Source organism: Flavobacterium sp. HNIBRBA15423, assembly GCF_052655965.1.
The window spans coordinates 951,183-964,515 of sequence record NZ_CP199751.1; the positions used below are offsets into that span (position 1 = coordinate 951,183).

15 protein-coding genes are annotated in these 13,333 nt (G+C 27.5%); 3 read left to right on the forward strand and 12 right to left on the reverse strand.

Annotated elements, in window-relative coordinates; genetic code table 11:
- Positions 1–17: 17 nt before the first annotated feature.
- From recN to fabV, 3 genes are read left to right on the forward strand one after another with little or no spacing between them, the layout of a single operon-like run.
- Positions 18–1,670 carry a DNA repair protein RecN gene (gene recN / locus ACULEV_RS04275; protein WP_445457430.1) on the forward strand — a complete coding sequence of 551 codons (1,653 nt, stop codon included), beginning with the start codon at positions 18–20 and terminating at the stop codon, positions 1,668–1,670.
- A gap of 13 nt (positions 1,671–1,683) precedes the next feature.
- A complete protein-coding gene (locus ACULEV_RS04280) occupies positions 1,684–2,208 on the forward strand; it encodes a tetratricopeptide repeat protein (RefSeq protein ID WP_445457431.1) in 525 nt (174 codons plus the stop codon).
- Between the two features lie 7 nt (positions 2,209–2,215).
- Positions 2,216–3,406: an enoyl-ACP reductase FabV gene (gene fabV / locus ACULEV_RS04285; protein WP_445457432.1), complete on the forward strand. Its 1,191-nt coding sequence runs from the start codon at positions 2,216–2,218 to the stop codon at positions 3,404–3,406.
- A 486-nt stretch (positions 3,407–3,892) separates the two neighbouring features.
- Here the strand turns inward: fabV and ACULEV_RS04290 are convergent, their stop codons facing one another.
- From ACULEV_RS04290 to ACULEV_RS04345, 12 genes are all read right to left on the reverse strand, one after another.
- Positions 3,893–4,549, reverse strand: a complete 657-nt coding sequence (locus ACULEV_RS04290; RefSeq protein WP_445457433.1) for a hypothetical protein — start codon at positions 4,547–4,549, stop codon at positions 3,893–3,895.
- A 174-nt stretch (positions 4,550–4,723) separates the two neighbouring features.
- Entirely contained in the window at positions 4,724–5,569 is an 846-nt protein-coding gene (locus ACULEV_RS04295; RefSeq protein ID WP_445457434.1) for an alpha/beta hydrolase, read from the reverse strand.
- Between the two features lie 90 nt (positions 5,570–5,659).
- Positions 5,660–6,250 carry a helix-turn-helix domain-containing protein gene (locus ACULEV_RS04300; protein ID WP_445457435.1) on the reverse strand — a complete coding sequence of 197 codons (591 nt, stop codon included), beginning with the start codon at positions 6,248–6,250 and terminating at the stop codon, positions 5,660–5,662.
- 73 nt (positions 6,251–6,323) lie between these two features.
- Complete coding sequence (locus ACULEV_RS04305) at positions 6,324–7,118, reverse strand: hypothetical protein (protein WP_445457436.1); 795 nt, start codon at positions 7,116–7,118, stop codon at positions 6,324–6,326.
- A gap of 135 nt (positions 7,119–7,253) precedes the next feature.
- Positions 7,254–8,021 (reverse strand): hypothetical protein, encoded by a 768-nt coding sequence (locus ACULEV_RS04310; protein ID WP_445457437.1) that lies wholly within the window; start codon positions 8,019–8,021, stop codon positions 7,254–7,256.
- Between the two features lie 178 nt (positions 8,022–8,199).
- Complete coding sequence (locus tag ACULEV_RS04315; protein WP_445457438.1) at positions 8,200–8,628, reverse strand: DUF1801 domain-containing protein; 429 nt, start codon at positions 8,626–8,628, stop codon at positions 8,200–8,202.
- A gap of 42 nt (positions 8,629–8,670) precedes the next feature.
- Complete coding sequence (locus ACULEV_RS04320) at positions 8,671–9,252, reverse strand: YdeI/OmpD-associated family protein (RefSeq protein WP_445457439.1); 582 nt, start codon at positions 9,250–9,252, stop codon at positions 8,671–8,673.
- A complete protein-coding gene (locus tag ACULEV_RS04325; protein ID WP_445457440.1) occupies positions 9,242–9,640 on the reverse strand; it encodes a DoxX family protein in 399 nt (132 codons plus the stop codon). The genes ACULEV_RS04320 and ACULEV_RS04325 overlap by 11 nt, the downstream gene beginning before the upstream one ends.
- Before the next feature lie 6 nt (positions 9,641–9,646).
- A complete protein-coding gene (locus tag ACULEV_RS04330) occupies positions 9,647–10,114 on the reverse strand; it encodes an SRPBCC family protein (protein WP_445457441.1) in 468 nt (155 codons plus the stop codon).
- 6 nt (positions 10,115–10,120) lie between these two features.
- Positions 10,121–10,444 (reverse strand): ArsR/SmtB family transcription factor, encoded by a 324-nt coding sequence (locus ACULEV_RS04335; RefSeq protein WP_445457442.1) that lies wholly within the window; start codon positions 10,442–10,444, stop codon positions 10,121–10,123.
- A 262-nt stretch (positions 10,445–10,706) separates the two neighbouring features.
- Positions 10,707–11,120 carry a hypothetical protein gene (locus tag ACULEV_RS04340; RefSeq protein WP_445457443.1) on the reverse strand — a complete coding sequence of 138 codons (414 nt, stop codon included), beginning with the start codon at positions 11,118–11,120 and terminating at the stop codon, positions 10,707–10,709.
- A 49-nt stretch (positions 11,121–11,169) separates the two neighbouring features.
- Positions 11,170–13,326: a hypothetical protein gene (locus ACULEV_RS04345; protein WP_445457444.1), complete on the reverse strand. Its 2,157-nt coding sequence runs from the start codon at positions 13,324–13,326 to the stop codon at positions 11,170–11,172.
- Between the last annotated feature and the right edge of the window lie 7 nt (positions 13,327–13,333).

Consider the following 13,333-nt stretch of genomic DNA (forward strand, 5'->3'; position numbering starts at 1 on the left):
TTTATAGCAAACACATTATGCTTTTATCACTTTCGATAAAAAATTACGCATTAATAGAATCATTAGAAATAGATTTTTCTAATCAGTTTTCTATTATTACTGGTGAAACTGGAGCAGGTAAATCTATTTTATTAGGTGCACTTGGGCTTGTCTTAGGAAATAGAGCCGATTTAACGGTCTTAAAAGATAAAAATCAGAAATGTGTTATAGAAGCTAATTTTTCTTTAGCAAATTATAGTCTTGAAGATTTCTTTTCTGAAAACGATTTGGATTATGAAAAGCAAACAATTATTAGAAGAGAAATTCTGCCATCTGGAAAATCGAGAGCTTTTGTTAATGATAGTCCAGTTAATTTAAGTGAACTGCAACAATTAGGTGTTTTTCTAATTGATATACATTCGCAACATGAAACTAGAGAGTTGTTAAATGAAGATTATCAATTTAAAATTGTAGATGCTGTCGCTAAAAACGAAAAACGAATTGCGAGTTATAGAAAAGGTTTAGATGTATTAAATAAATCTAAAAAAGAGCTAACTAAGCTAATCGCTGAAAAAGAATCGCTTTCTAAAGAGCAAGAATATAATAACTTTTTATTAGAAGAATTATTTGCTGCTAAATTGAAAGAAGGAGAACAGCTAGAATTAGAAACGGAGTTAGACCAATTAAGTAATGTAGAGTTTATTAAAGAAAGTTTAGACAAAGTTTTAAGTGTAGCTAATGAAGAACAACTGGGAACATTAGTTACTTTGAATGAAATAAAACAGTCTTTACAAAAGATAGCTGGATTTTCCAAAGATTATACAGATTTTCATGAGCGTATTACGAGCGTTTCAATTGAATTACAAGACATTATTAATGAATGTTTTTCTAATGCTGAAAAAATAATTAACGACCCAGAACGATTAGAATTTGTTTCAAACAAACTACAGACTATTTATACTTTGCAAAAAAAGCATCAGGTGAATTCTGTTGAAGAATTATTGATTATCCAAAATGATTTAGACGGTAAATTGCTTCGTTTTGATGACTTAGATGCAGAAATAATTAAAAAACAACAAGAACAAGACGAAATAATTGAAAAAGTAAATCAAGTTGCTACTTTAATTACTAATGCTAGATTAGAAGCGATTCCAGTTCTGTCTCAACAAATAGAAAGTATTTTGTCTCAACTAGGAATGGTAGATGCAAAAATAGTTTTTGATATTCAACAAACGGAAAATTTCACAAAATTTGGTAAAGACAATATTAATCTATTGTTTTCTGCTAATAAAGGAATGGAAATTGGAGCGATAAAAAAAATGGCTTCAGGAGGAGAGATGTCAAGAATAATGTTAGCAGTAAAAGCAGTTTTAGCAAATTATTCTAAATTACCATCTATTATTTTTGATGAAATAGACACAGGTGTTTCGGGAGAAATTGCTATAAAAATGGGAGAAATCATGAAAGAAATGAGTAAAAATATGCAAGTTTTTGCAATTACTCATTTGCCTCAAATTGCAGCTAAAGGAAACCAACATTATAAAGTGTTTAAATATAATGTCAATAATGATACACTTTCCGAATTAAAATTACTTAATGATGAAGAGCGAATTACAGAAATTGCAGAAATGCTATCTGGGAAAAACATTTCTGATTCTGCTATTAATCATGCAAAAGAATTATTAAATTAAACTTTTTTACTTCATGGAGAATTTGAGTTTATATGAAAACCTATTCATTAAAGCAGATACTTTAATAAATGAAGGTAAAGTTTCCGATGCAAAGGAAATGTTAGAAGATATTCTAGCACAATGTCCAGATTTTGGTAAAGCACACAACCATTTAGGTTGGATTCATTACAATAAATTAGGTAATTATGATAGAGCAATTTATCATTATAAATTAGCTATGAAGTTTGATCCAAAATATCAAGCTCCGTATCTTAATTATACTTATTTATTGGTAGATTTAGGGAAATATAAAGAAGCACACGAACATATCAATTTTGCGTTTCAAACATTAGAAAATGTCGATTATTGTAATTTTTATTGTGAATTAGGTCGAATTAGCGAATTAGAAGGTAATTATAGTATTGCATTTAATTATTATTTAAAATCAAAAAACTTAGCCTTTAGCCCACAGTTTATTGAAAATATGAATACTAATACCAAAAGAGTTTATGATAAAATGACTATTTTTGAAAAGTTAAAAATTAAATTCAACAAATAAAATAAAGATGATAATAGAACCTAGAATGAGAGGATTCATTTGTTTAACATCTCACCCAGTAGGATGTGAACAAAATGTAAAAAATCAAATAGCATATATTAAATCAAAAGGTGAAATAGATGGACCTAAACGTGTTTTAGTTATAGGAGCTTCTACAGGTTTTGGTTTAGCATCAAGAATAACAAGTGCTTTTGGCTCAAATGCTTCTACTATAGGAGTATTTTTTGAAAAACCACCAGTTGAAGGAAAAACAGCTTCACCAGGATGGTACAATTCAGCTGCTTTTGAAAAAGAAGCAAGTAAAGCGGGGTTATATGCAAAAAGTATTAATGGTGATGCCTTTTCTAAAGAAGTAAAGCAAGAAACTATAGATATGATTAAAGCAGATTTAGGTCAGATTGATTTAATTATTTATAGTTTAGCTTCGCCTGTAAGAATGCATCCAGAAACTGGAGTTTTGCATCGTTCAACATTAAAGCCAATAGGAGATAAGTTTACCAATAAAACAGTTGATTTTCACACAGGAAAGGTAAGCGAAGTTTCTATTGAGCCTGCAAATGAAGAAGATATTGCAAATACAGTAGTAGTAATGGGTGGTGAAGATTGGTCTATGTGGATTGATGCTTTAAAAGAAGCAAATGTCTTAGCTGATGGAGTAACAACTATTGCTTATTCATATATTGGTCCTGAAGTTACTGAAGCTGTTTATAGAAAAGGAACAATAGGAGCAGCTAAAGATCATTTAGAAGCTACTGCTTTTGAAATAACTGACAAGTTAAAAGATATTAATGGTAAAGGATATGTTTCCGTAAATAAAGCTTTAGTTACTCAAGCTAGTTCTGCTATTCCCGTAATTCCATTATACATTTCATTGTTGTATAAAATCATGAAAGCAGAAGGCATTCATGAAGGCTGTATTGAGCAAATACAACGTTTATATGCAGATAGATTATATACTGGAAAATCAGTCCCAACAGATGATAAAGGAAGAATTCGTATTGATGATTGGGAAATGAGAGATGATGTACAAAACCGTATTGCTAAACTTTGGGAAGAATCTACAACCGAAACATTAGTTGAATTAGGTGATTTAGCTGGTTATAAACAAGATTTTCTAAATCTATTTGGTTTTGGATTTGATGGAGTAGATTATTTAGCAGATGTAGATGAAATGGTACAAGTGCCAAGTATAAAATAGAGAAAATTGCAACAAGACAATTTTAAAAAGTTGCAAGTTAATTCTTGCAACTTTTTAATGTCATTTTTTTAAGCTTAATAAAATTCCAATAAAAAAATATTTTATAGAGACTTTATCATAAAATGAATTTCTTTAAAAAGGTATGGAATTGGCTTTGTTTTTATTAACAAAAGAACATTTTTTTAACTAAATATTGAATATTTTTAATTTTAATTTTAGATAAATTAAGAATTCATAAATAATTTATTTTTTATTACATTTTATAAAATATATTAATAAAATTTACGTTAATATAGTTCTAGTGACAAAGTCAGATGGGAAATAAAAAGGCAAGCAAAACGATTTAAATTCTTTTAAGAATATATAAAAATACATTTTTTTAGAGTTAGTTATTTCTAAAATTAATTTTCATTACAAACAAACAAACGCTGATGAAAACAAAAATCCCGATTAAATATCGGGATTTTCTGTTTATATATATTTGAATTAATTTACAAAATCTTCGTTTTTAAATACTCTGAATGCGAATCGATATCCTTCATAAGCCGCAAATCCATAAAAAAGCAAATCCATTACTCTAAAACCTTCTTTCATTAATCTTGGTATATAAGAATAATCAATATAAATTAATGTTTGAAAATAGGAAAGACCTTCATTCTCAGCTATAAAACCAATAATACTTAAAAGATTGCCTAGCGCACAACTAAAAATTGCAATTATAGCTCCAGCAATTCCAAATTTTTGATCAATTCCTTTGCCAATATAACGCATAGTAAATCCAACAGCAGCACCAATGGCTATAGCCATATAACCAATTTGGAATTTAGTCGAAACCGTTATTAATGCCCATAAAATTGCTCCTAAAGTTCCAGTTAAAATAGATAAAATAAGTCCAAGAGAAAAGTTTTGTTCTGCTTTAAATTTTTCTATATTCTTATCAGAAAAATTACCTTTTAAGTCTGAATGATAAATAATGCGTTCTTCTTGATTTGTGGTTTGAATAGATATATCTTCTGTAAAATCAGAACAACTATCAGTAAAAGTAGCTTTTTCATTAGTTAATCCACACAAAATTCCTTGATTCATGTCCATTTTTCTGTGAGTACATTTTTCACAGAAAAGTAATTGTTCTCTTCTTGTCATTAATATTCTTTTTTACAAAAATAGAATTATTTGTAAATTGAAATAGGATTGCGGTTTATTTATTGGGATTCTAAATTAATGGTTTATTTGGATATAATTTATTCTAAGTTGTTTGATAAATGGTAGTAAAATTATTTCAAAAATACTTTTAGAAATAAATAATTGAAATTGTTTTTAATTTTTCAATTTCAGATATTCAGTCCATTTTCTAATTCCAACTGAAGCTGATATTTCTGCATTGTTTTGATGATTGGCATTTTTTGTGTACTCGGAATGCCAAATGAATTGTTTAACTGCTTTTTCCTTTAATGTTTTTGTTATTTCATTAAATCCTTTTTTCATTTTATTATTTTCTTGGTCACCCATACTTATGTATAAAAAAGAATTTAAACTGTCTTGTTTAGTGAGAAATTCAGAAGCTTTTTTTACGATTAAATTATCGTCTCTCCATATAGCTGGACTAAAGCAAAATCTACCCTGAAATAAGTCAGGTTTGAAAAGCAATGAATACATTACCAAAAGTCCGCCTCGTGAATTACCAGCAATAGTGCGGTTTTCTGAAACGGAATAATTTTTTTCAATGAAAGGAAAAAGCTCTTTCTCCATGAATGTCAAAAAATTATCCCCTTCACCTAGTGGACTATCTTTTTCATCAATATCCATTTTCATATACGGAGGTGTATAATCTCTTTGTCTACCTTTTCCACTTACATTTGGAATCCCTACGACAATAGCATTTTCTACATAACCTGTTGTTGCTAAGATGTCAAATTTATTAGCAATATGTTTGTCTTGTGAACTGCCATCTAGAACATACATAACCATATATTTTTTGTTTTTATCATAATCTCTTGGAAGATGTATGATTATTTCTCTCTCTTCATCTAATATTTTTGAATATAGTTTGGTTTGTATGACAGATTTTGGATAAGTGGGATTACCTGTTAAATAGGAAAATAAGATAATTGAAATTAATGCTGTGAGTAAAACAGTAAAGCTAAATAAGATTATTTTTTTCATTTTAAAAGATTTTATTTTGAGCAAAATTACCCGTTATAAAGTCTTTTTTTAACGACATTTCTGTGTCTTTTTTAGGTCATTTGGCTATTTTTAGAAAAGATTAGGTGTAAAAGGGTAGATTTCAGTTTGACCTTTTTTTAATTGATTTGAAGTTCTAATAATAAAGAATACGTTTACAAAAAGAAGCAAACCGTAAATCAAAACTACAATTGGTAAACGACCTTTTACAAATTCTCCAGTTATTTTATAGTTAATTAAATGGACAGCAAATAATACTAATATTGAAAATAAAAACCATAAGATTTGAAAACTGATAACTCTCTTTCCTTTTTCATTTACTATTAAATTATGCTTGTTAAGTTTCCAAAAAATGACGGGTGCAATTATATTAAAAACAGGAATTATACAACCTAATAATGCCGAAGAATTAATCAAATTGATTTTTGAAATAGAATCTGTGCCTGTTGGAGATTTGGAATCACTATTTTGTTCTTCAATTAATTCAGTTACTTCTATATTTAAGGCATTTGCAATGAGTTTTAAAGTATAAGGTCTTGGTTTAGAAGCATTGTTTTCTATTCTTTGAATTGTACGCAAAGAAACTCTAGAATTCTCAGCAAGTAATTCCTGTGAAAGTCCTTTGTTTTTTCTTTCAAGTCTAATTTTTTTTCCAAGGTTCATTTTTTATTGAAATCTTTTTTAAAATATTTACCAACGGTTCAGTGTAAGAAGTTTTATATGATGTTACTATCAATTATTTATATCTATTTTTTAAAAAATCTTTTTCGCTTCTGAATATTGGTCCATTTATAACTTTTTCAAGGTTTAGTTTAATTTCTATTCTATTGAATAAAATATAATTTAATTTTATAAAACCATATTTATCGGAGAAGTATGCTCTTAATTTTGATTTCCCGATGCTAGAATTTGCAATTGCTTCAATTACGATACAATCTATCTTTCCCATTTTTGTATCAACAATTTCTTTGCCAACTATTTCATATTCATATTTTAATAATAGTTGTCCTTCCCATTCTCCCCACATTTTATTTGACCAATAGTTTCCAATCTTCATACTATCAGTCCATTTATAACCAATAGGTTTATTTAATATTAAATATGGAAATGGACAAGTTTCTAGTGATTTAAAGAAGCCATCTCTGGCTGGATGTATCCAAACGTTATTTTTATTCTCCACAATTCCTGTAGATGATATAAATTTAGAATTAGGTTCGTAACTATAATAGGCTTCTGTTTGATTTCTGTTAGTTCGCTGAAACAGCTTTGGTTTAATTACTGTTAAATGGATTTCTGAAATTTTGAGAGAATCAATATTGTCAGTAAGCTCAAATGTATTTATATCATTCTTTTTTAGACTGAGATTTTTATTATCTTTAATGATTTCAATATTAAAAACGAACTCTTTTCCTAAAGAATAGATAGTATTATTTTTATCAATCTTATTTTTCTCAATTTCTAAGCTGTCATATTGTTGTCCAAATAATAATTTTGAAATTAATATGAAAATTGTAAATATTGCTTTTTTCATAATTAGTGGCAAACGTGTATTACTTATTGTTTTCTTAAATATTGAAAAGAGAATTTAAACCATTCTTATTTCTTTTAAAACGCATTGTTTTTTATAATAGCAGAGCTAATGTGATACTGCCTTTTTTAAAATAGTTTAATCTACTGAATTGACAAATTGATTGAATGTTTTTATAATTTCATCTGAATTTTCAGTATCTGTAAATGTTAAACAATCAAAAGCATAATCTAATTTATGGTCTTTTGTTCCTTCAATTGTTAATGGTCTTGAGTGTAAAATAGCAATCAGTTTTTCATTTTTAAATACTAGACCAATTCTAATCATAGGAGAAGGGTCATCAATCCAACTTTCATAATTATAATAAACGTTCATTCCTTCAAATTGATCGTCTTGTTCCAATTTAAAGTTGGTTATAAAATTTTTAAAATCTTCTAGATTTCTCTTAGCTTTTTGCTTTTCGAAATGATTCATTAAAGCATTTTCTATAACTGTATTGGTTTTTATGTTTTCTTTATGAGTGTAACCTATTAAACCCATTGACACTTCTACTTCTTTTTTGGTTTCTCCAATAACCTCTCCATTGACTAAAATTTTGACTCCTTTTTTTAAATGATTATTTACAAAATCCGATTTAGGATTCGTTGGCATAATACCTATAATATTCCAATCATTTTCTTCTAGAGTGCTTTCAACCCATACATTATCGTTTAACGTGAAAAGAATTTCACCATCAATCGTATCTCTCACATTAGCTGGACCATTAATTCTTTCTCCAATAGTTGGCTCAGTTTCTTTTTGAATTATTATTTCTTCTTCAGAATCAGAATTTTCTTCTTCCTTTTTTTTCTCAGAGATACAAGAAACAAGGCAAAAGCTTACTAAAAGGATGATGTATTTTTTCATTTTTTCATTTGTTTACTCAAAGTTAAACAATTCTTTTATTTAAAAAATGTGTTTTTTGGGTAAATCATTAAGATATTAAGTTTCATTGAGAGAGAAACTAAATTTTCTGAATGCTAAAAAAGAGGGATGTATGTTTAAAAATAATTTTAATTTGTTTAGAATAATAATCATTGTAATTTTAAATTCCCAATGTTATTAAATTTTTGACATTGTGGTAGTTTAAGGTAGCTTTAATGCATTCTTTTAATGCTTCTTTAGGAATTTTTTGATTTATTTGAAAAATGATTGCTCGGTTTCCTTCATATTGAAATTTATTTCCAAAAACTAATCTAAATGTATCTACTAATCTACTTGTGCATTGAAAATACATAGCATATTGATTGGGTGTTTTTTCTTTCCAATCCATTCGTAAAGTACTACCGTTTTTTGTTACAAAGCTTGGTTCTCCCCATTTTAGTGTTTCTTCTAAATTGGAAATTCCTTCGATTTCTTCGGTTGTTTCTATTACTAATTCTCTTAATTGTTGCATTTTATCCTTAACAAAATCCGGATAATTAGTAAAGATTTCGTCTACTTTTGGGTTCGTTATTACGTTCAATTTTCCCATTCTATTGTTTTTCAACTAAATTAAAAAAATATTTTAGTTATATTAATCAGTTAATCCTTTTCCATCTAAAATTTTTGGAATGCATTTTTCTATTCTCGATTCACGTGTTTTTGATTGTTTGGCTTGTGAGAAATATAATAAATAACCCCTTTGTCGTCCAGGTGTAAGCGTCTCAAAAGCTTTTTTAAGTTTGGAATCTTCTTTTATGGCTTTTTTAAATTCTTCAGGCATATTATATTCTTCAGTTGTTTTCATTTTTACTTCTAAACTTGCTTTTTCTACTTCAATAGCTTCAAAAATATAAGCTTTGATAGTTTGTTCTAAATTTATTATTTCTTGTAAGTTAGTAAATCGAATTTGACGAGCTGATTGTACATTTTCTGTTTGTTGAATTAAAATATTTTCAGTGTCTTTTAGTAAAGCACCTTTATAAATAAGAAGTGCACAGTAATCCTTAAATCCATGAATTAAAACAATATTCTTGCCTTGAAATGTATAACAAGGATGCATCCATTTGAAATCTTCGGTTAGTAAACAATCTTGGCAGATTTTTCTTAATAACTTCATCTCATCTTTCCAGTTTTTGGATCTGTCTAAAAATCGATCAACAACTTTAGGATTCATATTTTAATGGTTTAAGTGAATTATTTTTTCTTTCTAATGGTCTTAAATACCAAGATATTATTGTAAGAATAAGAAGGAGTGTTGGTCCAAAAATTGAAGAGAGTTTATCTTCAACAACTAAGTGAGAAATTATTGCACCTGACATTGCAAAGAAAAATCCAGCATAAGCCCATTCTTTTAGTATTGTAAATTTTGGAATAAGTATGATTATAACTCCTAAAATTTTCCATATTCCAAGTATTGTCATTAGGTAAATAGGATAACCCAAATTTGTAAAGTTTTCAACTTCTTCTTCCATTTTAATTAACTGAACAATTCCGGTAGAGATCATTCCAAGAGCAAGCCAAATCGTTGCTATCCAGTAAATAATTTTGTTTCTTTTTGACATAAGTAATTATTTTAATTTAGTTACAATTTCTTCTAATTTGTTATGAGCTCTATTAATACCAAACGCAAAAGGTAATTTCAAAATGACGTCTCTATCTGCAACTGATTTATAAACAACATGCATATTGAGTTTACTAGTGTTTTCTGTCATTTTTTCAAATTCTAAAAACTCTAATTGAACAGGAAAGGCAGTATTTTCCATTTCAAATGTCCTTATTATTTTTTGATTGTGTATAAAATCATGAATTACTCCATTGGAACGTAATACTATATTCCCATTTTCATCTTTTGTTTCAAATAGATAAGTACCATGTTTTTTACTTTCAAGTTTTAGTACTTTTGTTCCCATCCATTGTTCCACTAGTTCTACTTCAACATAGGCTTTAAAAAGTAATTCTAATGGTAATTCGAATTCTCTTGTTATATGTATTTCTTGTTTGCCATCTAAAGCATTTATTTTAGTTTTCTGTTTCATGATAAGCTATTTTTTTGATTGATGTTTTTTCATTAAATTCTCCAATTTATCAAATCGATTATCCCACATTTGTCTAAAAGGTTCAATAAAATCGGCTATTTCTTTCATTCCATTTGGGTTTAATCTATAATAAATTTCTCTTCCTTTTTGTTCTTGCTTAACTATTTCACACTCAGTGAGAATTTGTATGTGTTTGGAGATAGTTTGTCTAGATGAGTTAAAATTTTCTGCAATTGCAGTTGGTGTCATAGCTTGAGCAGAAAGTAATGAAATTATCATTCTTCGGCTTGGATCGGCTATTGCTTGAAAAACATCTCTTCTTAATTTCATTTAGCAGTTATTTGACTGCAAATATATATGCAATTATTTAACTGCGCAATTTTTTCAAGGATTTTTTACTTCATAAAAAGAAGGTGGTATTTTTAAGTGTAGTTTTTTTATAATTACTAACAATGTGTTTGCTTAAGTACCATTGTTTAGATTTGAAATTATTTTAAGAGATAAAACCAGAAAAAAATCGAATGCTTTTTAGGGAAAAGTGAAAGGTAAGTACTAATTTATCAAATTGTATTAGCAACATTTATTCCATTTTTTAGTCAAATGGAATTAAATCGGGTTCTAAAAATTCAGTTTTAGCTTTGATTGAATTGTAAATATCAAATCCATAATGACAGCTCATTAATTCTTTGAAATTATTTTTGAGCCTAGGAAATTCTGCCATAAAGTCTATAAAATTGTTTGTACGCGATTTTTGCATAAAATGATGAACAGTTTTTATTGCAGCCAAAGTTAAAGTTACATTGTATTTATCTTTTGCTCCAACAAATTCTACAAATTTCTGTAATTGGTTTTGAATATTTTTCTCAGCTTGTTTCATTCCATATTGTTTAATATTAATCCAAGCCAACCTTAAATGAGCTGTATGTGAAAAATCTGAAGGCTGTAATTCACAATTAATAAATTTTTGTTCAAATTCATAATCTGATAGGTTAAAATGATTTTCCATAATTGTGTTTTTTTAATAAAAAAACGGAGAAAATTTTTCTCCGTTTTGATTAATTTTTTTTAAGCAATATTTTTTCCTGTGTTAGTTGATAAGCAGCATCCAAAAAGGCTATCATTTTTTGCCAGTTTGCAACGGGTTCATAAGAATGATTGTATTTTTTTAATGCTTCAAGTTGTAATTTATTGTCTTTTATTATGGCTTTACTTGTAAAACTTCCTGTTTCATTTTCTACAGTTTTGTTCAACTTGTCTAAACCTGTAACCGAGTACCCTTCTGGAATTGAAAATTCAATTTTATAGTGAAATGATCTTGGGAAAACGGTATAAATATTATTTTCTCTTTTATGTTCTTTTTCACTTATTTCAACTTGAGAATCAATTAGTTTTCCAATTTCTATAATGAAATTTGATCCTGCTTTTTTAATGAAATCATCTTTAATGGTAAAATTTTCTTTGTAATGCAAAGGTTCTGTTTCTCCATATCTACCAGTGTTTACTATTTCAAATGAAAAATTGTCAATCTTTGTATTATATTCACCTTCTGTTGCTTTTTTTAGACTTTCATTTTGATTGTCTTTCATTTTTTTCAATAAAGCATCATACTCCTTTTTGTACTTTTCTTTCATTTTTTTATTTCGTACTAGGTCTAATAGAGGTGTAGTGTTGTATTTTTCGTAATCTTCGGTTACATAGTCATAAAAGTTTAATTTATTAGATTGCTCAAAACTTTTATTATAACCAAAAAGAGAGGTTTCTTTGTTTATTTTTAGCGCATTAGAATCAATATCAAATGACACATTTAGTGCTACTTTAGAAATATTATCCTCATTTGTTGAAGCTGGTAATTTTATTTCTTCAATATCGGTTACTTTTTTGTTTTTGGATACTTTTAAAGCATAAGCATTTGTGTTTTCTAAAGAATTATCAAATTGATTTGGCAATGAAAATGGAGTGAAAATTCCAAAGTATATTGGCTCTTTAGTATTTATTTTTAATAAAACTCTTGCATTTTGTTGGATTAAAATATCTTTTATAGGTCCGTTTTCTCTTCCTGTAGCCACAATAATATCATATTCAATATCATTTTTTTTCAAATAAGCCATGAAGTATCTAATAAATTGTTCTTCAGAATTGAAAAAAACAGGATAAGACTGATATAGTTCATACGGATAAGCCATTATTTTTGTTTCGCTTAAAATGTATGCTTCAATATATCTAGTGTAGAATTGATGACGTGCAAAGTAATAGATTTCTTTAATTTTTTCTTCATCTGAACTAAATGTTTTTCCTTTTAAAAAATCATTTACATCATTTAAATTTCCGCTTGGATAAAATTTTGTATTGTAGTAATCTAAGATATCTTCTTTTGAAACTGTTTTTTTAATTTCACTTTCTTTATTGGATAGAAAAGCATCAGCTCTTTGTTCAAATTTTCCTGAACGTGCAAAAAATACTTGGAATTTATAACAAGGTAATTCTACTAGTGGTAAAAACCATCTAGGAAAATCGTTTTTTGTAACATCTGATGCTAAAAGTTCATATTTTCTTTCGCTACTTTTTTTAGTTTCTACTTTTTTTAATTCGGGTGCATCATTGTAAGAATTAAAGTTTACAAAGAAATCATTTTCTGTTTCAAATGTAATTTTTAAATCTAAAATGGGATAATTTTCACCTAGTGTAGTTTCTACAGGTTCAAAACCAAATTCGGTAAAAGACTTAAATGGTTCAACAAAATGATAATAGAAATCTATAATATCACCCACTTCTAAATTTGAAATAGCCACTTTCTTAGATTCGTCTTCTTTAACAGATTCTTTATCAACATCAATTTCTATTTCTTTTCCGTCTGGTTTTATAATTTTAATTCCTAATGTAATAGTTCCTCTCTTAAAAGAAAATCCTTTATTACTATAGAAACGTTCTTTAAATGAAAACTCAGAAAATTCAGTTACAGCTGCTTGATCTTGTAGTTTTATTCTTTTTCTAACAGAAGAAGTATAAGTTACACTTTTTCCAAATTTATGGAAATCGTAATTTTCGTTTTTATAAATTATTACTGCCGATTCATTTTTGTATTTTTCTGGCACAGTAATTACATTGCCAAATGGGTCATTTTTATTCCAAAAAAGGTTTTTTATTTCTTCTTTATTTTGGGCATTTGTAATTGAAAAACAAACAAAGAAGAGTAGTAGGTAATGGTGTTTCATTTAATTT